The following is a 20289-nucleotide window of genomic DNA, read 5'->3' on the forward strand; positions in this document are numbered from 1 at the left end:
TACTCCTTGTTCCCTCATGGTGAGGGCTACCTGATTTACCTGATTATGCAAGCGGCGTTAGGGCCATCTTGTTACCTGGTGAGGCACGCATACCGCGCGTCCCATCATTAAATACCCCCACCGCATGGGTGGGGGTGAGACACGAATTAGAAGGTGCGACCGATGTTGAACGAGAAGAACTCGGTGCGGTCACCCTCATATTTCTTGATGGGCTTGGCCAGCGCAAACACCAGCGGGCCCATTGGCGAGAGCCACTGCAGCGAGACACCGGCAGAGACCCGGATATTGCCCGGGTTGGAGTAGTCCTGGCTCATATAGTTGCAATCTGCCCCGGCCGCGCAAGGATAGGCACCATTGGCAAAATCGGTGCTCCAGACCGTACCGGCATCAATAAAGGCGGTAGAGCGGATCTGCGGACGATAGGTCTCGGAAACAAACGGGGTCGGGAAGACCAGTTCGAACGAGGCGACCGCCAGTGCGTTGCCACCGACCGAGGTGTCGGAACCTTCGTAATAGCCGGTCTCACACGGCTGATTGCCAGTACAGCCACCGGTACCCGGCTTGGTATAGGTCTTGTAGATAGCTTTCGGACCAATGGTGTTGCTCTTGAAGCCACGCACCGTATCGAAACCACCGGCATAGTAGTTTTCGAAGAAAGGCAGCATGGAGTCATCGCCATAGCCATTACCGTAGGAGACGCGCCCCTTGCCGATCATGACCCAGTTGTGGTCTGCATCGAGCGGGAAGTAGTGAGCATCTTCAGCAGAGAGCTTGTAGTACTGCAACTCCATGCCCGGTACAGTCACCTTGGCATTGACCCGTTGACGGTCACCGGCGGTCGGGAACATCCCTTTGTTCAAGGTTGAGCGGGTCCAGCCTGCGGTCAGGTCGACGGTCACAAAATCAAGATTGGAGCCATCCTGCGAATAGATATTCCAGAACTGATCCATCTGCACTGACTGGCGGTTGTCGTTCCATTGATCCCAGCAGTAGGTGTTACCGTCAGTATCCGGGTTGTCTTTCAGACACTCCTGATAGTTCTGGGCATTGAACGACGGACGACTCAGCTTGGTACTCTCGACACCGGTACTGAAGTCCAGTCGGTTAAACTCGTTGACCGGGAAGCCACTGGAGAGACGGAAACCGATGGTTTCATTCTCGTAATCAACGATATCGGCATCATCGGCACGGAACTGGTTGTAGTAGACCCGGCCACCCAGGCTGACGCCATCGACGGTGAAGTAGGGGTCGTTGTAGCTCAGATCAACGTTCTTGGAGTAGTCGTTGGTGCTGGCATTGATGGCAACCCGCTTGCCGGTTCCCATAAAGTTGTCTTGGGAGATCCCAGCCTGCAGGCTCAAACCTGACTCGGTGCCGTAACCGATACCGGCGTTGATGGAACCTGCTGGCTGCTCCTTGACCTTGAAGTCGAGGTCAACCAGATCATCGTTGCCCGGCACTCGCTTGGTATCCACTTCGACGCTCTCGAAGTAGCCAAGGCGGTTGAGACGGCTCTTGGACTGCTCGATGTTGTCGGAAGAGAGCCAGGTCCCCTCCATCTGACGCATCTCGCGACGCAGCACCTGATCTTCGGTGGTGGCATTGCCGGTGAAATTGATGTTGCGCACATAGACACGGGGGCCCGGCTCAACGTTGACGATGAGCTCGACTTCCTTGGTCTTGTCGTTGATCTGCGGGAAGGTGACCACTTTCGGGTAGGCATAGCCGTAACGACCGAGGAACTTGGAGAGCACCTCTTCGGTATGGGTTACCTGACTGGCCGAGTAGACACTCCCACCTTCGATGGGGATCAGCCCCTTCATCTCGCCGCCCCGGTCGATCAAATCGCCCTTGAGCTGAATGCCGGAGACCTTGTACTGCTCCCCTTCCTTGATGTTGAGGGTAACGTAGACACCCTTTTTGTCCGGGGTCATGGAGACCTGGGTAGACTCCTGCTGGAAACGGATGTAACCACGGTCCATGTAGTAGGAACGCAGGGTTTCGATATCACCGGCCAGCTTCTGCTTCTGATAGCGCTGATCCGCGGTGAAGTTCCACCAGGGCACCTCATCACGCAGGGAGAGCTGGGCAATCAGTTTGTCTTCCGGGAAGACGCTGTTGCCCACGATGTTGATCTGCTGGATCTTGGCCGCCTGACCTTCCAGGAAGGTGAACTTGAGGTCAACCCGGTTGCGCGGCAGCGGGGTGACGATGGCCTTGACCTTTGCGGAGTATTTGCCCACACCGTAGTAGAAATCTTCCAGCCCCTTCTCGAGGGAGGTGAGTACGGTACGATCCAGCGGATCGCCGACACGAATACCGGAGGACTCCAGACTCTGGGTCAATTGCTCCTCTTTGATATCTTTATTGCCGGAAAATTCGATGCTGGAGATGGTCGGACGCTCCTTGACCATCACCTGCAGCACCTGACCATCGCGGTAGACCTTCACATCCTCGAAGTTACCCGAGGAGTAGAGTTTCTTGATGGCACTGGCCAGGGCCACGGAATCAACCGTGTCGCCAACCCGGATCGGCAAATTCAACAGTGCGGCACCCAGGGTCACCCGTTGCAAACCTTCGACCTGGATATCTTGCACCACAAAAGAGGCAGGGGCCGCCTGGGCCAAGAAACTGGCACCCAGCAGGCAACTCAACACCAATGCTTTTTTAACAGCCATTTTGTTCTTATGTGTCCTTGTTGATGCTCTGACCTCAGAGGCGAGCGAAATCGTTAAACAGCGCAATACCCATCAATAACATCAGAATGGCGGCGCCGATCCTGAAACCCACTTCCTGTATTCTCTCAGATACGGGCTTGCCGGTGACCGCCTCGATCAGGAAATAGACCAGATGGCCGCCATCGAGTACCGGCAGGGGGAACAGGTTGATGATCCCCAGGTTGACGCTGATCAGCGCCAGGAAACTCAGGAAATAGACCAACCCATAATCGGCACTGCTACCCGCCCCCTTGGCAATAGAGATGGGGCCACTCAGGTTATCCAGCGACACTATGCCGGCAACCAGCTTGCCAATCATGTCAAAGGTGAGCGTGATCAGGCTCCAGGTCTTGTCAGCACCATGCCACAGCGCCTGCAAAGGCCCATACTGTAACAGAATTCGATATTCATCCGGTAATGGAACCAATTGCGGTGAGAGACCGACGAATCCAACCAGCTTGCCCTGCACCTTTTTCGTGTCCGGCGTCAGCGTCACGCTCACATCACTGTTATTGCGCACCACCACCACCTGCAATGGCTCACCCGGAGCCTGTTGCACCTGTTCGACAAACTGGGTCCAGTCAGTGATCGGCTGCTCACCGACCTGCTTGATGCGATCGCCTACCTGCAGCCCCGCTTTTTCACTGGCGCTCTTGGGTACCACGGCGGCAACCACGGTCAATACCTTGCCGCCCAACGGCACTATCCCCAGACTGCCTATGGGTGACTCTTTATCCGGATCGAATGTCCAGCTGGCAAGCGACAGGGTTTTATCGGTGGCATAGCTGGTATTGGGCGCCTGCACCTTGAGGGTGACCGATTGATCACCCAGATGGCTGATGAGAGCATAGGTAACGCTCTCCCAGTCGCCGGTCTGCTCATCGCCGACCCCGACGATCTCCATCCCTGGCTGCACACCCGCCTCGGCCACGATGGATGCGGGACGCACCTCACCGATCACCGGCTTGACGCTCGGCACCCCGATGATAAACATCAACCAGAGGGCAAACAGGGCAAACACGAAGTTGGCCATGGGGCCAGCGGCGACGATGGCCATCCGGGCCCAGACCGGCTTGTGATTGAAAGCGTGCTGCTCGTCGCCGGGTTTGAGCTCATCGACCCGGCCATCGAGCATCTTGACGTAACCCCCGAGCGGGATCAGTGCCAGCACATACTCGGTACCATCCTTGCCCATCCGGCGCCAGATCGCTTTGCCAAAACCGATGGAGAAGCGCTCTACACGTACGCCACAACGGCGGGCAACCCAGAAGTGGCCAAACTCGTGCACCGCAACCAGCAGGCCCAGCGCAACGACAAAGGCGCCGATATTCCATAACATGCCGCCCATCAACCAAGCTCCTCAATCAGGTGGTGAGCACGGGATCTGGCCGCACCATCTAGGGCAAACAGATCATCGAGCGAGTTCACGGCACTGCTCTCCAGTGCCAGCATCACCGCCTCGTTGATCCGGGCAATATCCATAAAACCGATGCGTTCCGCCAGGAAGGCGGCAACCGCCTCTTCGTTGGCGGCATTAAGCGCAGTGGTCGCCGCCTGTCCCTTCTGACAGGCATTGATGGCCAGCGCCAGACAGGGGTAGCGGTCGTAATCAGGCCGGATAAAGCTGAACTCTCCGACACTGAAGAAATCCAAAGGTTCCACACTGGAGGGAATGCGATTGGGATAGGCCAGTGCATGAGCGATGGGTGTGCACATATCGGGGTTACCGAGCTGGGCCAGCACAGAGCCATCCTTGTACTGCACCATGGAGTGGATCACCGACTGCGGGTGGATCACCACCTGGATCTGCTCGGGCGTGGCGTTGAACAACCAGCGCGCCTCGATGTACTCCAGCCCTTTGTTGATCATGGTGGCGGAGTCGACCGAGATCTTGGCCCCCATAGACCAGTTGGGATGAGCAATGGCTTGTGCCGGTGTGACATGGGCCAGCTCGCCAATCTCGGTATAACGGAACGGGCCACCAGAACCGGTCAGCAGAATTTTGCTGATCCCCGCCTCCGCCAGATCGCAAAAACCTGGCTGACGCTGCACTGCGGTCGGCAGACACTGGAAGATTGCATTGTGTTCGCTGTCGATAGGCAGCAGCTCGGCGCCATGCTCACGCACCGCGTCCATGAAGAAGGCCCCGGACATCACCAGCGCCTCCTTGTTGGCCAGCAGAATGCGCTTGCCGGCACGCACTGCAGCCATGGTCGGGGCCAGACCCGCGGCACCGACGATGGCTGCCATCACGCTGTGGGCATCGGGATGGGCCGCCACGTCACATAAGGCAGCCGCACCAGACATGACCCGTGTCGTACTACCGTGAGTCTTGAGGCGAATGGTCAACTCGCGGGCGGCCTCTTCATCAACCATCACGGCGAAACGGGGAGAGAATTCAAGGCAATCCTGCAGCATGGCGTCCACACTGCGGGCGGCGGTCAATGCCAACACTTGCCAACTGCCCGGATTATGGCGCAGCACCTTCAGGGTACTCTGACCAATGGAACCGGAGGCCCCCAGAATCACCAGGTTGCGCATCAAAACTCCTGACTAAGTAGCAGATAACTGAGCAGAAATACCGGCAATGCGGCAGTCAGGCTGTCGATCCGGTCGAGAATACCGCCATGACCCGGCAGCAGGGTGCCGGAGTCCTTGATGCCAGCTTCGCGCTTGAACATGCTTTCGGTCAGATCGCCCAGCACGGAAGCCAATACAGCCAGCAGGGAGCAGAACAGTACAATGACCATCTTGGCAGGTACAAATCCCATCGACCAGGTGACACCAATCGCGAGCAGGCTGGCGGTGAAGAGACCACCACACATCCCTTCGATGGTTTTACCCGGGCTGACAGCGGGTGCCAGCTTGTGTTTACCGAACGCCTTGCCGAAAAAATACGCGCCAGAATCTGCCGCCCAAACCAGTCCCATTACGAACAACAGGATCCAGGCGCCCATCATGGGGTCGTGATAGAAGTTGTAACCACGGATAGCGACCAGCGACCAGAAGAAGGGCACCAGGGTCACCAGACCAAACAGGGACTTGAGCCAGACTGACTCTTTCCACAACTTGGCGCTCTGGGGATAGCGCAACACCAGCAGCAAGCCGAGCAGCCACCAGCTGACGGCTGTCCAGAGCACCCCCATCACCAACGGATGCAGATGAGGGGTCCAGAGCTGCTCGACCGGCAGCCAAAAGAGGCTGGCACCGAGCAACAGACAAAACACGATGGGCAACCATTGCTGCGGGGCAGCACAGACAAACCCACTCCATTCGCGACTGGCCAACAAAAACACCAGCGCAGCCAACAGGGCAAAAAATTTCAATGGCAGAAAGAAGAGCGCCCCCAACACCAGGGGGATCAACATCAAAGCAGTAATAATTCGTTGTTTTAGCAAAAGAAACCTCTCTCTTGGGAGCGGGGTTTAGCCGGTCTGCTGCTCGGCGATCAATTCCCGTATCTGTTCACCCGTGCAGCCAAAACGGCGCTCGCGGGCAACGAAGGAGGCGACAGCCTCACTAAACTCGGCCTCGTTGAAATCGGGCCACAATACCGGGGTAAAATAGAGCTCGGCATAAGCGAGCTGCCATAACACAAAGTTGCTGATGCGATGATCGCCACCGGTACGGATCAACAGGTCCACGGGTGGCAGATCGGCCATACAAACCTCGCGGGTCAACATGGCCTCATCAATGTCGTCAGCCGCCAGCTCACCGGCTGCGACCGCCCTGGCCAGCTTGCGGGCCGCCTGGGCGATATCCCACTGGCCGCCATAGTTGGCCGCAATATTCAGGGTCAGACCCTTGTTATTGGCGGTGAGGGCCTCCGCCTTGGCGATTTTGGCCTGCAACCGCTCACTAAAGCGAGCAGTATCGCCAATCACCTTGAGCCGGATCCCGTTGTTATGCAGTTTTTGCACCTCACGACCCAGCACGGTGATGAACAGTTCCATCAAGGCACTGACCTCCCCTTCCGGGCGGCGCCAGTTCTCGCTGGAGAATGCAAACAGGGTCAATGCCTCGATCTTGGCACGCGCAGCAAAGGTAACAGCCTCGCGCACTGACTTGACGCCCGCCTTGTGGCCATAAACCCGCATCTTGCCTCTGCTTTGGGCCCAGCGACCGTTACCATCCATGATGATGGCGACGTGACGGGGTAAAGACGAGTTGGCACAATCACCCAACGCAGCCAAAAGCGACATGTAATTCTCCCACAAAGACAAAAGCGCCGTGCAGGGGCACTACACGGCGCTCGTAATATACCTTTCAGGCGCTTAGATTTCCATTAGCTCCTTCTCCTTTACGGCAAGGGCCTCATCGACCAGCTTGACGTAGGAGTCGGTCAACTTCTGGATCTCTTCCTGGGCACGACGGTCGTCGTCTTCGGAGATCTCTTTGTCCTTCAGCAGTGCTTTCAGATCGGCGTTGGCGTCACGACGAATGTTGCGCACGGCAACACGGGCATTTTCCGCTTCGGCGCGGACGATCTTGGTCAGGTCACGACGACGCTCTTCGGTCAGCGGCGGCAACGGCACACGCAGGGTCTGGCCATTGCTGGACGGGTTCAGGCCCAGATCGGAGGTCAGGATCGCCTTCTCTACCGCCTGGATCATGGAGCGGTCAAAGATAGAGATGGAGAGAGTGCGAGCATCTTCTGCCACTACGTTGGCCAACTGTTTCAGCGGAGTGGCCGCACCGTAGTACTCAACCTGGATGCCGTCGAGCAGGCTCGGATGAGCACGACCGGTACGGATCTTGGACATTTGGGTCTTGAGCGCTTCTACGCTCTTGCCCATGCGCTCCTTGGCGTCGTTTTTAATCTCGTTGATCACAGTGGTTTTCCTTTTGGCGAACGAGCCGTCGCACGGCCCGTGTCTATCTTATTTACTGACGTAATGGATAAGAGCGCCTGGTGGCTCACTTTTATCTTATTTACCAGTGTGGCGGATCAGAGTGCCTTCCGGCTCACCCATGATAACCCGACGCAATGCACCCGGTTTGTTCATGTTGAAGACGCGGATCGGCAGATCATGGTCACGTGCCAGAGTAAAGGCAGCAAGATCCATTACCTTGAGCTCTTTTTCAAGAACTTCATCATAACTCAGTTCATGATACAGCACGGCATCCGGATTCTTGACCGGATCCTCGTTGTATACACCATCGACCTTGGTCGCTTTCAGCACTACGTCAGCTTCGATCTCGATCCCGCGCAGGCAAGCTGCAGAATCGGTAGTAAAGAAGGGGTTGCCGGTACCGGCAGAGAAGATAACAACTTTACCAGCGCGCAGCTGGCTGATTGCCTCGGCCCAGCTGTAGGAGTCGCAGACACCCTGCAGAGAAATGGCAGACATCAGACGGGCATTCACATAAGCACGATGCAGGGCATCACGCATGGCCAGACCGTTCATCACGGTTGCCAACATACCCATGTGGTCGCCCACCACGCGGTTCATGCCCGCTTTGGCAAGACCGGCACCACGGAACAGGTTGCCGCCACCGATGACCAGACCGACCTGAACACCCAACTCAACCAGTTCTTTGATCTCTTGGGCCATCCGCTCCAGCACCGCCGGATCAATGCCGAAACCCTCGGATCCTTGCAGGGCTTCACCACTCAACTTCAGAAGAACACGTCTGTATGCAGGTTTGGGATTGGTACTCATGTCACTGATTCCTGGTCATATAAAGACCGCGACATAAGTCGCGGTCTGGGGAAACGGAAAAACCGGTTCGATTAGGCCTTTTGAGCGGCCGCGATTTGGGCTGCAACTTCAGCAGCGAAATCGGTCTCTTGCTTCTCGATGCCTTCGCCCACTTCGAAACGGGTGAAGGAGACAACGTCAGCGCCTTCTTTCTTCAGCAGCTCGGCAACGGTCATGGAAGGATCTTTCACGAACGGCTGACCAGTCAGGGAAACCTCACCGGTGAACTTCTTCATGCGGCCTTCAACCATCTTCTCGGCGATCTCTTTCGGCTTGCCGGAGTTGATGGCGATGTCGATCTGGATTTCGCGCTCTTTGGCAACGACTTCAGCAGACACGTCTTCAGGCTTGACGAATTGCGGGCTGTTAGCAGCAACGTGCATGGCCAGATCTTTGGCCAGCTCGGCAGAACCACCGGTCAGCTTGGTGATAACACCAATGCGGGAACCGTGAACGTAGGTACCCAGGTTGTCACCTTCAACCAGCATCACGCGACGCAGGTTCATGTTCTCACCGATCTTGGCGATCAGGTTGGTGATGGTCAGCTCGACGGATTCGCCGTTACCGAAGTCAGCGGCTTTCAGCGTGTCAACGTCAGCAATTTTCTGGGTCGCAGCGATGTCAGCAATCTTCTGGCCCATTGCCATGAAGCTGGCATCTTTGGCGACGAAGTCGGTTTCGCTGTTCAGCTCGATCATGACGGCAACGTTGCCTTCGGTGCGAGCAAAGATAACGCCTTCAGCGGCGATACGGCCCGCTTTCTTGGCGGCTTTGGCCTGACCGGATTTGCGCATGTTCTCGATTGCCAGCTCGATATCACCAGCAGCTTCTTCCAGTGCTTTTTTGCAATCCATCATGCCAGCGGCAGTGCGCTCGCGCAGTTCTTTTACCAGGGCGGCAGTAACGTTAGCCATGTCCAGTATCCTCGGTCTTCAATTGACAAGAAACAGGGGCCACAAGGGCCCCTGCTAACCAATTACATCAGCTTGGTTAATAAGGGCTTTACAGTCCTTATCAATTACTCAGCTTCAACGAAGCCATCTTGTTCAGCTTGAACAACGATGTCCTGTTCGCGAGCTTCCAGTACGGTGTCAGCAGCAGCATTCAGATACAGCTGTACGGCACGGATAGCGTCGTCGTTACCCGGGATGACATAGTCAACGCCGTCCGGGTTGGAGTTGGTATCAACGATGGAAACTACCGGGATACCCAGGTTGTTGGCTTCTTTGATAGCGATGTGCTCGTGGTCGGCATCGACAACGAACAGAACGTCAGGCAGGCCGCCCATGTTCTTGATACCACCCAGGCTCTTCTCCAGCTTTTCCATTTCGCGAGTACGCATCAGCGCCTCTTTCTTGGTCAGCTTTTCGAAGGTACCGTCCTGGCTCTGGGTTTCCAGATCTTTCAGACGCTTGATGGACTGACGAACGGTTTTCCAGTTGGTCAGCATGCCGCCCAGCCAGCGGTGGTTAACATAGAACTGGTCGCAACGCTCAGCGGCTTCTTTTACGGCTTCAGACGCGGCACGCTTGGTACCTACGAACAGTACCTTGCCTTTCTTGGCAGCTACGGAGCTGATGAAGTTCATGGCATCGTCAAACAACGGAACGGTTTTTTCCAGGTTGATGATGTGAACCTTGCTGCGGGCACCGAAGATGTAGGATTTCATTTTCGGGTTCCAGTAACGAGTCTGGTGACCGAAGTGAACGCCGGCTTGCAGCATGTCGCGCATAGAAACTTTAGCCATTTTATACCTCTGTATGGGGTTAGGCCTCCACACATCCCATATAACCGACCTGTTAAGGCACCCCGGTATATGTGTCGATGTGTGTGTGTTATTGATTAAGGGTGATGAAATGGTGGACGCAAGTTCCCCATTCCGGCGCGCTTTATACCATAACTTTGCTCATGACACCACCGGACTACACCCTAAAGTGGTGTAAAAATGGATCCCGTCGGGGGATGCTGCGACGCCGATTTGACGCTGTGATGACAATCACACTGGAAGTACGCGGGGGTTGCGGATAAAATTTTGGCCTGATTGCAAACGCATCTATTTTTCATTACCTGTCCTGCCTGCCCTTGCAGACCCAGCGGCAGGCCGCAAGAGAGATCCCATGTCCATTAAAATCAAGACACCGGAAGAGATTGAAAAGATGCGCGTTGCCGGCCAATTGGCCGCCGATGTGCTGGTCATGATTGCGCCCCATGTCAAAGCTGGCGTCACCACTGACGAACTGAATACCCTTTGCCACGACTATATGGTCAACGTTCAACAGGCGGTTCCGGCTCCGCTCAACTACCACGGTTTCCCCAAATCCATCTGCACCTCGGTGAACGATGTTATTTGTCATGGCATCCCGAATCACAAGAAGCTGCGCGATGGCGACATCATCAACCTGGATATCACCGTCATCAAGGATGGCTACCACGGCGATACCTCAGCCATGTTCATCGTCGGCGAGACCACCCCGCTGCGCCGCCAACTCTGCAAAGTTGCGCAAGAGAGCCTCTACGCTGCCATCAAAAAGGTGCGTCCGGGTGCCTGCATCACCGAGATCGGCGCAGTTATCCAGCCCATCGTCGAGAAAGCCGGTTTCTCCGTAGTGCGTGACTACTGTGGCCACGGCATCGGGGCCGAATTCCACGAAGAGCCGCAGATCCTGCACTACCGCAACAGCGGCAAGCAGGAGCTGAAAGCGGGCATGTGCTTCACCATCGAGCCGATGGTCAACAGCAAGAAGTATCACTGCAAGGTCAATCCGAAGGATGGCTGGACCGTGACCACCAAGGATGGCGGCGACTCTGCCCAGTGGGAACACACCCTGCTGGTGACCGAGGATGGCTGCGAGGTGCTGACCCTGCGCCCCGACGACACTATCGACCGCTTCATCAAACACAGCTAACATCGAACCCCGGCCCTGAACTCCCAAAGCGCCGGGGTTTTTACTGCCCGTTTCAGCCATTTGCCTGCCACTTGCGTGTGAGATGCCATGGACGCCAGCCTGCTTTCCCCCCAACTGTTACCCGACGATCAGCTCACCCGCGACAACTGCAAAGAGTACCTGAGCCGCTTTCTCGGCTGGCTGCACGCCCGCTTCGATGCCGGTGACAACATTATCGAGCTGGTCGCCACCCGCTCTGAGTACATGGATCAGCTGCTCATTCGGCTCTGGCAAAAGTTCGGTTTCGACAAGAGCGACCTCACCCTGATCGCCGTGGGGGGCTATGGCCGGGGCGAATTGCACCCCCACTCAGACATCGACCTGCTGATCCTCTATGACGGTGACGAGCTGGATGAAGTGCTGGGGCTGCGCATCGGCGAGTTCATCACCTTGCTGTGGGACCTCAAACTGGAGGTGGGTCAAGCGGTGCGTAACGTGGCGGAGTGTATCGAGCAGGGCAAGGCCGACATCACGGTCGCCACCAACCTGATCGAGGCGCGCTATATCACCGGTCGCCAAGAGGGATTCCTGCAGCTCAAGGAGGCCACCAAACCGGAACATTTCTGGCCGAGCGAAGCCTTCTTTCGCGCCAAACGGCAGGAGCAGGCGGAGCGCCATCAGCAGTTTCTCGGCACCGCCTACAAGCTGGAGCCCGACCTCAAGAGTAACCCGGGCGGTCTGCGGGATATCCAGACCCTCGCCTGGGTCGCCCGGCGTCACTTCGGCGCCACCACATTGTTCGAGATGACCAGCCACGGCTTTCTCAACCGGGCCGAATACCGCGAGCTGCTCGACTGCCAGAATTTCCTGTGGAAGGTGCGCTTTGCCCTACACATGGCCATCAACAAGGGCGACAACCGCCTGCTGTTCGATCGCCAGCGCACCGTGGCCCAGATGCTGGGCTTCGAGGGCGAAGGCAACGCCCCGATCGAACAGATGATGAAGCGCTTTTACCAGACGGTGCGGCGGGTCTCCGAACTCAACGAGATGCTGTTACAGCTGTTTGACGAGGCGATCCTCGGCAACACTGCCATGGATGTACGCCGCCTCTCCGACGAATTCCAGCTCCGCGGTCGCCTTATCGACTCGGTGGATGCCGAGCTGTTTGGCCGCGAGCCAGCCGCCATCTTGCGCCTCTTCTATCAGATGGCCCAACATCCCGAGATTATCGGTATTCACTCGGCCACCCTGCGCCAGTTGCGCGAGGCAAGGCGCAAGCTCAACAGCTGGCTGCAAGACTTGCCGGAGTGCCGCCGCCTGTTCATGGCGCTGCTGCGCCACCCCAACGGCATCGGCCTGCCGCTGACCCTGATGCACAAATACGGCATCCTCGCCGCCTATCTACCACAGTGGAACCTGATCGTCGGCCAGATGCAGTTCGACATGTTCCACGCCTATACCGTGGATGAGCACACCCACCGGCTGCTCAAGAACATTCATCAGTTTCCCAATCCGGCCAGCCGCCAGAGTCATCCGCTCTGCCACGAGGTGTTCACCCGGCTGCGCAAACCGGAACTGCTCAGCATTGCCGCCCTGTTTCACGATATCGCCAAGGGGCGGCGCGGCGATCACTCCGAGCTGGGCGCCGTCGATGCGCTGGAGTTCTGCCAGTTGCACGGTCTGGATCGCTACGAGAGCCGACTGGTCGCCTGGCTGGTACGCCACCACCTGCTGATGTCGGTCACCGCACAGCGCCGCGATATCTACGACCCGGATGTTGTCACCGACTTTGCCCAGAAGGTGCGTGACGAGCAGCACCTCGACCTGCTCTACTGCCTCACCGTGGCCGACATCTGCGCTACCAACGACACCCTGTGGAACGACTGGAAGGGCACCCTGCTGCGGGAGCTCTACTTCGCGACCCAGAAAGCGCTGCGCCAGGGGCTGGAAAACCCGCCCGACATGCGGCTGCGCATTCGCGAGAACCAGCGGCAGGCCAAACAGATCCTGGCGCAACGCGACGTGCCGGAGGAAGAGATCAACCAGCTCTGGGCCGACTTCAAGGCCGACTATTTCCTTCGTCACAGCCCGGAGCAGATAGCCTGGCACTGCCGCCACATCATCGAACATGGCGACAACCCGACACCGCTGGTACTCATCGGCAAACATCCGACCCGTGGCGGCAGTGAGGTGTTCATCAACTGCCGTGACACACCGAACCTGTTTGCAACCGTTGCCTCGGCGCTGGATCAGAAGAACCTCAATATCCACGACGCCCAGATCATGAACTCGCGCAGCAACTATGTGCTCGATACCTTCGTGGTGCTGGAGCCCAACGGCGAACCCATCAGCCCCAACCGCACCGCCACCATCAAGAAGGCACTGGAGAAAGCGCTGCAGGAGCCGGGCAAGCTGGTGCTGCGCAACAAGCCACTATCACGGCGCCACCGCCAGTTCAGCGTGCCAACCAGGGTGGTCTTTTTGCCTCATAAAGGGGAAAGCCGCCACACCCTGATGGAGCTGACCGCCCTCGACACTCCCGGCCTGCTGGCGCGGATCGGTGCCGTATTCCAGCAGTGTGGTCTGTCGCTGCACGCAGCCAAGATCGCCACCTTCGGCGAGCGGGTGGAGGACTTCTTCAGCCTGACCAGCCTCAATGGCGAGCCGTTGACAGTGGAGCAGCAACAGCTGTTGGAGGAGCGGCTGGTGCATCAACTCAATCCGCAGCAATTTGCCATGGAGTGAGTGCAATCTGATTCGAAAGAGGCTGTTTTCACCTCCGTTTTCCCATAACAAACAAATGGTTGGACGGGAAATATGAAAGAAATGGTCGCTGGTCGGAAGAATTCCGGTCATCCACTTAAAAACAGTCGGAAAAGTGTGATACAACAAACAGAATTTTTTAAAGGAAACCTGTCATGACCGAGTTGCAACAGATCATTGAAGCGGCCTTCGAGCGCCGCGACACCATTACCCCGAGCACTGTGGACAGCGCTACCAAATCCGCCATCCTGCAAGTCATCGAGCTGCTGGACTCCGGCAAGGCTCGGGTTGCCGAGAAGATCGCCGGTGAGTGGGTTGTTCATCAGTGGCTGAAGAAAGCAGTACTGCTCTCGTTCCGTATCAACGACAACGGCATCATCAAGGGTGACGACGCCCAGTACTACGACAAGGTTCCCCTCAAGTTCTCCAACTACACCGAAGAGCAGTTCAAGGCTGCCGGTGTACGCGTAGTGCCGCCGGCGACCGCCCGCAAAGGCTCCTTCATCGCGCCGAACACAGTGCTGATGCCCTCCTACGTCAACATCGGCGCCTACGTTGACGAAGGCACCATGGTCGATACTTGGGCCACCGTCGGTTCTTGTGCCCAGATCGGCAAGAATGTACACCTCTCCGGCGGCGTCGGTATCGGTGGCGTATTGGAGCCGCTGCAAGCCAACCCGACCATCATCGAAGACAACTGCTTTATCGGTGCCCGCTCCGAAGTGGTTGAAGGGGTGATCGTCGAGGAAGGCTCCGTCATCTCCATGGGCGTCTTCATCGGCCAGTCCACCCGCATCTATGACCGCGAAACTGGCGAGATCCACTACGGCCGCGTACCGGCAGGCTCCGTAGTTGTCTCTGGCTCCCTGCCCTCCAAGTGCGGCAAGTACAGCCTCTACGCTGCCGTCATCGTCAAAAAGGTGGATGCCAAAACCCGCGCCAAGGTCGGTATCAACGCCCTGCTGCGCTCCATCGACGAGTAAGCCGTTTTGCCGTGATTTAAAGGGCGCCTGATGGCGCCCTTTTGATTTTGGCGCCCCTGTCACAGGCAAGCAGCACCGACTCGGTTAAGATAGACAGGACAGGATCGTTTCAAACCGAGGAAGCCTGATGTACGAGAATCTGAAGAGCCTGGGGATCCAGGATCCCGCCTCCGTCGACAGCTACACCCTGCGCCAGGAGGCCAACCACGACATCCTCAAGATCTACTTCAAGAAGCAGAAAGGCGAATTCTTCGCCAAGAGTGTCAAATTCAAGTATCCGCGCCAGCGTAAAACCATGCTGGTCGACTCCGGTACCCACGAGTACAAGGATGTCACCGAGATCAACGCCAACCTCAAGTACGTGGTGGATGAGCTCGACAACCTGACCCAGGGCGTGCACGTGCAGGCCGACCCGGACATCAAGCAGAAGATCCTGCGCGACCTGCGCCACCTGGAAAAAGTGGTGCAGAACAAGATCAGCGAGATTGAGCGGGATCTGGAGAAACTCTAACCCTACCCACTCGACAACAGAGCGCCTTGATGGCGCTCTTTTTATTGGCGGGTTTTATCGGGCGATGGCGTTCGATAAGGTGAGCGAGGCACACCACCTTGCACACCGGGGCCAGCAGCATGCCTTTCATTCCACAGCGCACCTTGAGCAATACCACTTCCTGCCGCGCTCTGGCTCGCACTCTCCTGAACCGCAAATAGCAAGAGGGAGGCTTTCGCCTCCCTCTTCAAGAACTCTGGTATTCAGGCAACTGGATTAGTTGCTCTTCATCCAGATATCCATGTCGGTTTTCAGGTTGTCGGACTTGGTACCGAAGATGGCTTGTACGCCGGAACCAGCCACTACCACACCGGCAGCACCCAGTTTCTTCAGACCAGCCTGGTCAACTTTAGCCACATCTTTCACGCCAACACGCAGACGGGTGATACAAGCATCCAGAGAAGCGATGTTCTCTTTACCACCGAAGGCAGCAACCAGAGCAGCAGACATTTCGTCTTTGCCTTGGCCAACGGTCTCTTCAGCAGTCTCGTCTTCACGACCCGGGGTTTTCAGGTTCATGGCACGGATAACGAAGCTGAATACCACGTAGTAGATCGCTGCGTATACCAGACCCAGACCAACCAGCAGCATCATGTGGCTGGCACGCGGAGACTGAACAACAAAGTCGATAAAGCCGTTGGAGAAGGTATGACCGTGTACTACGCCCAGGGAGTTGGTCAGTACGTAAGCCAGACCAGCCAGTACAGCGTGGATTGCGTACAGAACCGGAGCGATGAACAGGAAGGAGAATTCAATCGGCTCGGTGATACCGGTCAGGAAAGAGGTCAGGGCAGCAGAGGCCATGATACCAACGATCTTGGCGCGGTTTTCCGGCTTGGCAGCGTGAGCAATGGCGAACGCAGCAGCAGGCAGACCGAACATTTTGAACAGGTAGCCACCAGCCAGCTGACCGAAGCCGTTACCGGCAGCGCGGGAAGCGTCATCAGCAGTCAGGAAGCAGGTCATGATACCGTGAACAGTCTCACCGGCACCGTTGACACAGGTACCAGCCTGATAGAAGAACGGTACGTTCCAGATGTGGTGCAGACCGAACGGGATCAGGGAGCGCTCAACCACGCCGTAGATACCGAAAGCCAGTACCGGGTTCTGGTTGGCAGCCCAATCGGAGAAGGTACCAATCGCACCACCCACTGGCGGCCAAATCACGGACAGGATGACACCCAGACCGATGGAAACGAAACCGGTAATGATAGGTACGGCGCGTTTACCGGCGAAGAAGCCCAGGTACTCAGGCAACTGGATCTTGTAGAAGCGGTTGAAAGCCCAGGCAGCAACACCACCGGCCAGGATACCACCCAGCACGCCGGTTTCGATGGTTTCAACACCCATCACAGGCGCCATGACCTTCAGAGTGGCGACCATGATGCCGTAGCCAACGATGGCTGACAGACCAGATACGCCGTCGTTATTGGTAAAGCCCAGAGCAACACCCACTGCGAACAGCAGGGCCATCTGACCAAATACAGAACCACCGGCCTGTTCCATCAACTGGGAAACAATTTCCGGCAACCAGCTGAAGTGGGCGGCACCCACCCCCAGCAGAATACCTGCGACCGGCAAGACTGATACTGGCAGCATCAGCGCCTTACCAACCTTTTGCAGATTAGAGAAAGCATTTTTGAACATTATGTGCGCTCCTGAATGGATTGTCGTCCCTGAACGATCTATCTGGATGAAATAACCACTAATTCATCCTGATATCTTCGATTCGGGCTTGTTTATTTTGACCATCAGAATATAACTCAGCAGTTCGTAAATTGCTGCTTTCGAAGAGAGGGGAATATTGAAATTGGAGGGAAGATCACAACTTATTCAGAAGCACAAAAAACAAATAAATATAAGTTAATAATCCGCACCATAACCTTATTACAAGTAAATATAAATTGCAGTTTCACTTTGTATTTTAATAATGCTATTCGCATCACCACGAAACAATACGTAACAGAATGTAACGGCGTTATTTTATTTATTACAGTCTACCGATTAAAAAGGCCTCCAACAAGGGAGGCCTTAATAAATATATCTGACCAGCAGAAGGTGGCATTACACTACTTTTGCGAGCGTTTTACTGCGTCAACAAACACCATTTTTGCTTTGGTTGAACCAGCACGCTCGGCCTCGTTCACCAGCTTCATCGCCTTGTCGATATCACCGGCTTTCACCGCCTTCTCGATCTGGCTCTGATAGAAGAGCTCGGTTTCACTCAGCATGGCAGGAGCTGGTTTGGTAACAACCGCAGTACTCGTTGCAACAGCCGCAGCGGTTGCTGTAGCGGCAGGAACGACCAGCTTGTTGGGTGTCGGATCTACGATCGGTGTGTTGGCATTGATCGCTTCCTGGTAAACCGGTTTGTAGAAGTTATCACCAAGCTTGCTGGCACTCATGTCTTCTACATCGACCGTGACCACGCCCCATGCGGAATGAGGAATTATCGGGTCCTTGGCACCATAGTCCTGAACACTCAGGGATTTGGCCATCATTTTGGAAGGGCTCATGGCCTGGGTGGTCTGACTCAGGGTGGCCTGAGTGGTGTAAATCACCATATAGGTTTCATTGTTCGGGTTGCCAACATAGGAGCGATCAATGGTAAAGACCCCCTCTACCCGATCACCATCCAGCATTCGGGCCGGCTTATAGGTAATGATGTCAGAACCTATGGTACGAGTCGGTTTGAACTGGGAGTCCAGCATCAATACGGTCGGATTGAACAGCGTCTTGTCGATCAGACCTGCGACCGTAATCTTGAGATCACCGGAATTGGTTGGCAGCTTGAACGCTGCGTAATAACTCTTGCCTTCCGGGAAGTTGAACGCAGGAGAGCTGCCATCGATGGCAATCACTCTTTTTTGCTCAGCAGTCAACGGCTGATACCGCAACTCATTGATACTACTGCAACATACTGTGGCGGTGCCGAGTTGCTGAAGAGCGCTGGCACGGCTATCGAGGATGCTCTTGTACTCCTGGGTGGGAGCCACTGTAGCCTCAAGAGACGCACACGCCGTCATCAGAGTGGAACACAAAATCGTCAACGCTACCTTGCTATATTTCATCTGCATACCCTACACGCCATCTTGAAAAAAAGAGCCCCCGACAAGCGGGGGCGACTTGAAATCAGGTGATGATGAGATTACCACCAAGCTTCGGCTTGTACACCGAAGTTCCAAGCATTGTCTTCTTTCAAACCACCAGCGGTGCTCGGACGGAAAGTATCATCCTGTTGCACATAGGAGGCAAACACACGGATTTCCGGACGAGCCCAGAAGCTGGAACCAGCAGACCAAGCCTGAGCCAAGGTGTACTTGGTACCGTCAGTACTCTTCTTGGCTGAACCAGTCTTCTCTACATTGTCTTTGTAGTAACCTACCTCGGCAATAGTCTTCATTACATCGTTCCACTTGTACATGGGACGAGCAACGATAGAGAAGGTATCCATATCGGTAGTGTCTTTATCAACACCGTTGGATTGGCCGTATACAATCTGGTGACCAAATTCAACCTTGTCACCGACCGGCAGCACACCCCAGTTAATCAAGCGGAAGCCATTACCACCATCGCCACTTTGACTGGTCCAGCCACCAGCTCCGTAGTAAACAGCATTGGTGCTGTAACTATCGGTAAAGTACTGAGCAACTGTCTTGTTGAAACCACCCAACATTGACTGAGTCAACTCGGCAGTCAACATCATACCGTCAGAACTGCTACCAGCGGTGGCACCCGTAGTTGGATCAATAACTTTGCCTTTCTGCTCTTCTGTATCATTGGCCAGAGCATAATCAATGCCCAGCTCCAATGAAGCATCAGTCCAGAGAGGGATACCGGCATAACGAGCATCCAGAATATTGGTGTTTACATCACCCTCATCACTACGAACCCATGCAAACGAAGCTTTACCAGGGCCCATCTCGATATTTTCTACGCCAGCACCAGGGCCAGATACGTTCCAGTAATAGAAGTCAGAGATATGGATGTCATGACGCTGATAGTAGCGCTTACCGGCCCACAGGGTCTCATTACCACCAAACATACCCTTGGCTTGAGCATTGAACTGAGCAACCACAAACTGAGTGTCACCACTGGTGGACTCCCAACCTGTTTTCTGGTTTGCAGTCATGGCAACCATTGAGTCTACATAGAAAGTCTGGTTGTTCTTGTTGTAGACCTCTTGGCCCAACTGAACTTCACCATAGGTGTCGTTCTCATTTCCCAGACGACCTACTTTCTGTTTGCTGACATCGGTCTGCATATCCCCGTTGTCGGAAACACCAATACCGGAACGGAAGTAACCGTGGAAATCTACGGCAAAGGCGGCTTGGGAAGCCAGGGCGGCAGTAACGGCTGCTGCAATCGGGAGCCACTTCATTTTCATTGTCATATTCCTTATTTCCCGCAGTGAGGAGTGTGATCCTGAATATTCAACTTCTTATCACCATGTAATCCTGTTGGTGATAACCGGGGTCGATTATAGGGAGGGCATTTCACGACAAATATGAAGCGACTCACAAAATGGTGACAAATCGCTCGGCAAACGATCGCCACAACACAACAAGGTTAATTAACAGAAAAAACAGCAATAAAAACCCCAAAAAACAGCAGGCCGAGCAAACATGATCAACCTGAAACCGTTATCAGCAATTAATTCGCAACGGAATTTAAGTCTATATCTTTCAA

At 55.6% G+C, this 20289-nt stretch carries 16 protein-coding genes; 4 read left to right on the forward strand and 12 right to left on the reverse strand.

Going from position 1 to position 20289, the window contains the following annotated elements; genetic code table 11:
• Positions 1-146 precede the first annotated feature (146 nt).
• The 9 genes from bamA to rpsB form a co-directional block, all read right to left on the reverse strand.
• Complete coding sequence (gene bamA / locus ACE1BR_RS10555; protein WP_374870037.1) at positions 147-2678, reverse strand: outer membrane protein assembly factor BamA; 2532 nt, start codon at positions 2676-2678, stop codon at positions 147-149.
• Between the two features lie 34 nt (positions 2679-2712).
• Complete coding sequence (rseP, locus tag ACE1BR_RS10560; protein ID WP_374870039.1) at positions 2713-4065, reverse strand: sigma E protease regulator RseP; 1353 nt, start codon at positions 4063-4065, stop codon at positions 2713-2715.
• Positions 4065-5258, reverse strand: coding sequence for a 1-deoxy-D-xylulose-5-phosphate reductoisomerase (gene ispC / locus ACE1BR_RS10565; RefSeq protein ID WP_374870041.1), 1194 nt, complete (start codon positions 5256-5258; stop codon positions 4065-4067). Before ispC ends, rseP begins: the two co-directional genes overlap by 1 nt.
• On the reverse strand, positions 5258-6115 hold the full coding sequence (locus tag ACE1BR_RS10570; RefSeq protein WP_374870043.1) for a phosphatidate cytidylyltransferase: 858 nt from the start codon (positions 6113-6115) through the stop codon (positions 5258-5260). Before ACE1BR_RS10570 ends, ispC begins: the two co-directional genes overlap by 1 nt.
• A gap of 27 nt (positions 6116-6142) precedes the next feature.
• Positions 6143-6919 (reverse strand): polyprenyl diphosphate synthase, encoded by a 777-nt coding sequence (uppS, locus tag ACE1BR_RS10575; protein WP_374870045.1) that lies wholly within the window; start codon positions 6917-6919, stop codon positions 6143-6145.
• Between the two features lie 72 nt (positions 6920-6991).
• On the reverse strand, positions 6992-7549 hold the full coding sequence (gene frr / locus ACE1BR_RS10580; protein ID WP_374870047.1) for a ribosome recycling factor: 558 nt from the start codon (positions 7547-7549) through the stop codon (positions 6992-6994).
• Positions 7550-7645: 96 nt separating this feature from the next.
• Positions 7646-8380, reverse strand: coding sequence for a UMP kinase (gene pyrH / locus ACE1BR_RS10585; protein ID WP_374870048.1), 735 nt, complete (start codon positions 8378-8380; stop codon positions 7646-7648).
• A gap of 71 nt (positions 8381-8451) precedes the next feature.
• A complete protein-coding gene (tsf, locus tag ACE1BR_RS10590; RefSeq protein WP_374870050.1) occupies positions 8452-9333 on the reverse strand; it encodes a translation elongation factor Ts in 882 nt (293 codons plus the stop codon).
• 104 nt (positions 9334-9437) lie between these two features.
• Entirely contained in the window at positions 9438-10166 is a 729-nt protein-coding gene (gene rpsB, locus ACE1BR_RS10595; protein ID WP_033137946.1) for a 30S ribosomal protein S2, read from the reverse strand.
• 370 nt (positions 10167-10536) lie between these two features.
• Here rpsB and map point away from each other — a divergent pair, with 370 nt between their 5' ends.
• The 4 genes from map (at position 10537) to ACE1BR_RS10615 (ending at position 15561) form a co-directional block, all read left to right on the forward strand.
• A complete protein-coding gene (map, locus tag ACE1BR_RS10600; RefSeq protein ID WP_182933682.1) occupies positions 10537-11325 on the forward strand; it encodes a type I methionyl aminopeptidase in 789 nt (262 codons plus the stop codon).
• Between the two features lie 87 nt (positions 11326-11412).
• The gene (gene glnD, locus ACE1BR_RS10605) at positions 11413-14049 is read left to right on the forward strand and encodes a bifunctional uridylyltransferase/uridylyl-removing protein GlnD (protein WP_374870053.1); all 2637 of its coding nucleotides are present in this window, start codon (positions 11413-11415) and stop codon (positions 14047-14049) included.
• A gap of 173 nt (positions 14050-14222) precedes the next feature.
• Positions 14223-15050: a 2,3,4,5-tetrahydropyridine-2,6-dicarboxylate N-succinyltransferase gene (gene dapD, locus ACE1BR_RS10610; RefSeq protein ID WP_033116099.1), complete on the forward strand. Its 828-nt coding sequence runs from the start codon at positions 14223-14225 to the stop codon at positions 15048-15050.
• A 127-nt stretch (positions 15051-15177) separates the two neighbouring features.
• Complete coding sequence (locus ACE1BR_RS10615) at positions 15178-15561, forward strand: DUF3461 family protein (RefSeq protein WP_005303475.1); 384 nt, start codon at positions 15178-15180, stop codon at positions 15559-15561.
• Positions 15562-15816: 255 nt separating this feature from the next.
• Here the strand turns inward: ACE1BR_RS10615 and ptsG are convergent, their stop codons facing one another.
• From ptsG to ACE1BR_RS10630, 3 genes are all read right to left on the reverse strand, one after another.
• Positions 15817-17247, reverse strand: a complete 1431-nt coding sequence (gene ptsG, locus ACE1BR_RS10620; RefSeq protein WP_374870055.1) for a PTS glucose transporter subunit IIBC — start codon at positions 17245-17247, stop codon at positions 15817-15819.
• Positions 17248-17669: 422 nt separating this feature from the next.
• Positions 17670-18596 (reverse strand): MalM family protein, encoded by a 927-nt coding sequence (locus tag ACE1BR_RS10625; RefSeq protein ID WP_374870057.1) that lies wholly within the window; start codon positions 18594-18596, stop codon positions 17670-17672.
• Positions 18597-18748: 152 nt separating this feature from the next.
• A complete protein-coding gene (locus ACE1BR_RS10630; RefSeq protein ID WP_111899949.1) occupies positions 18749-19987 on the reverse strand; it encodes a maltoporin in 1239 nt (412 codons plus the stop codon).
• Between the last annotated feature and the right edge of the window lie 302 nt (positions 19988-20289).

It is taken from the genome of Aeromonas sp. MdU4 (assembly GCF_041929505.1).
Classification (GTDB): domain Bacteria; phylum Pseudomonadota; class Gammaproteobacteria; order Enterobacterales; family Aeromonadaceae; genus Aeromonas.

Excerpts from the sequence above, each read along its gene's own strand:
- ACE1BR_RS10630 (WP_111899949.1), bottom strand. The coding sequence starts at position 19,987 with ATGAAAATGAAGTGGCTCCCGATTGCAGCAGCCGTTACTGCCGCCCTG.
- map (WP_182933682.1), top strand. The coding sequence starts at position 10,537 with ATGTCCATTAAAATCAAGACACCGGAAGAGATTGAAAAGATGCGCGTT.
- rseP (WP_374870039.1), bottom strand. The coding sequence starts at position 4,065 with ATGGGCGGCATGTTATGGAATATCGGCGCCTTTGTCGTTGCGCTGGGC.
- ACE1BR_RS10615 (WP_005303475.1), top strand. The coding sequence starts at position 15,178 with ATGTACGAGAATCTGAAGAGCCTGGGGATCCAGGATCCCGCCTCCGTC.
- tsf (WP_374870050.1), bottom strand. The coding sequence starts at position 9,333 with ATGGCTAACGTTACTGCCGCCCTGGTAAAAGAACTGCGCGAGCGCACT.
- rpsB (WP_033137946.1), bottom strand. The coding sequence starts at position 10,166 with ATGGCTAAAGTTTCTATGCGCGACATGCTGCAAGCCGGCGTTCACTTC.
- dapD (WP_033116099.1), top strand. The coding sequence starts at position 14,223 with ATGACCGAGTTGCAACAGATCATTGAAGCGGCCTTCGAGCGCCGCGAC.
- ptsG (WP_374870055.1), bottom strand. The coding sequence starts at position 17,247 with ATGTTCAAAAATGCTTTCTCTAATCTGCAAAAGGTTGGTAAGGCGCTG.
- glnD (WP_374870053.1), top strand. The coding sequence starts at position 11,413 with ATGGACGCCAGCCTGCTTTCCCCCCAACTGTTACCCGACGATCAGCTC.
- uppS (WP_374870045.1), bottom strand. The coding sequence starts at position 6,919 with ATGTCGCTTTTGGCTGCGTTGGGTGATTGTGCCAACTCGTCTTTACCC.
- bamA (WP_374870037.1), bottom strand. The coding sequence starts at position 2,678 with ATGGCTGTTAAAAAAGCATTGGTGTTGAGTTGCCTGCTGGGTGCCAGT.
- pyrH (WP_374870048.1), bottom strand. The coding sequence starts at position 8,380 with ATGAGTACCAATCCCAAACCTGCATACAGACGTGTTCTTCTGAAGTTG.
- ispC (WP_374870041.1), bottom strand. The coding sequence starts at position 5,258 with ATGCGCAACCTGGTGATTCTGGGGGCCTCCGGTTCCATTGGTCAGAGT.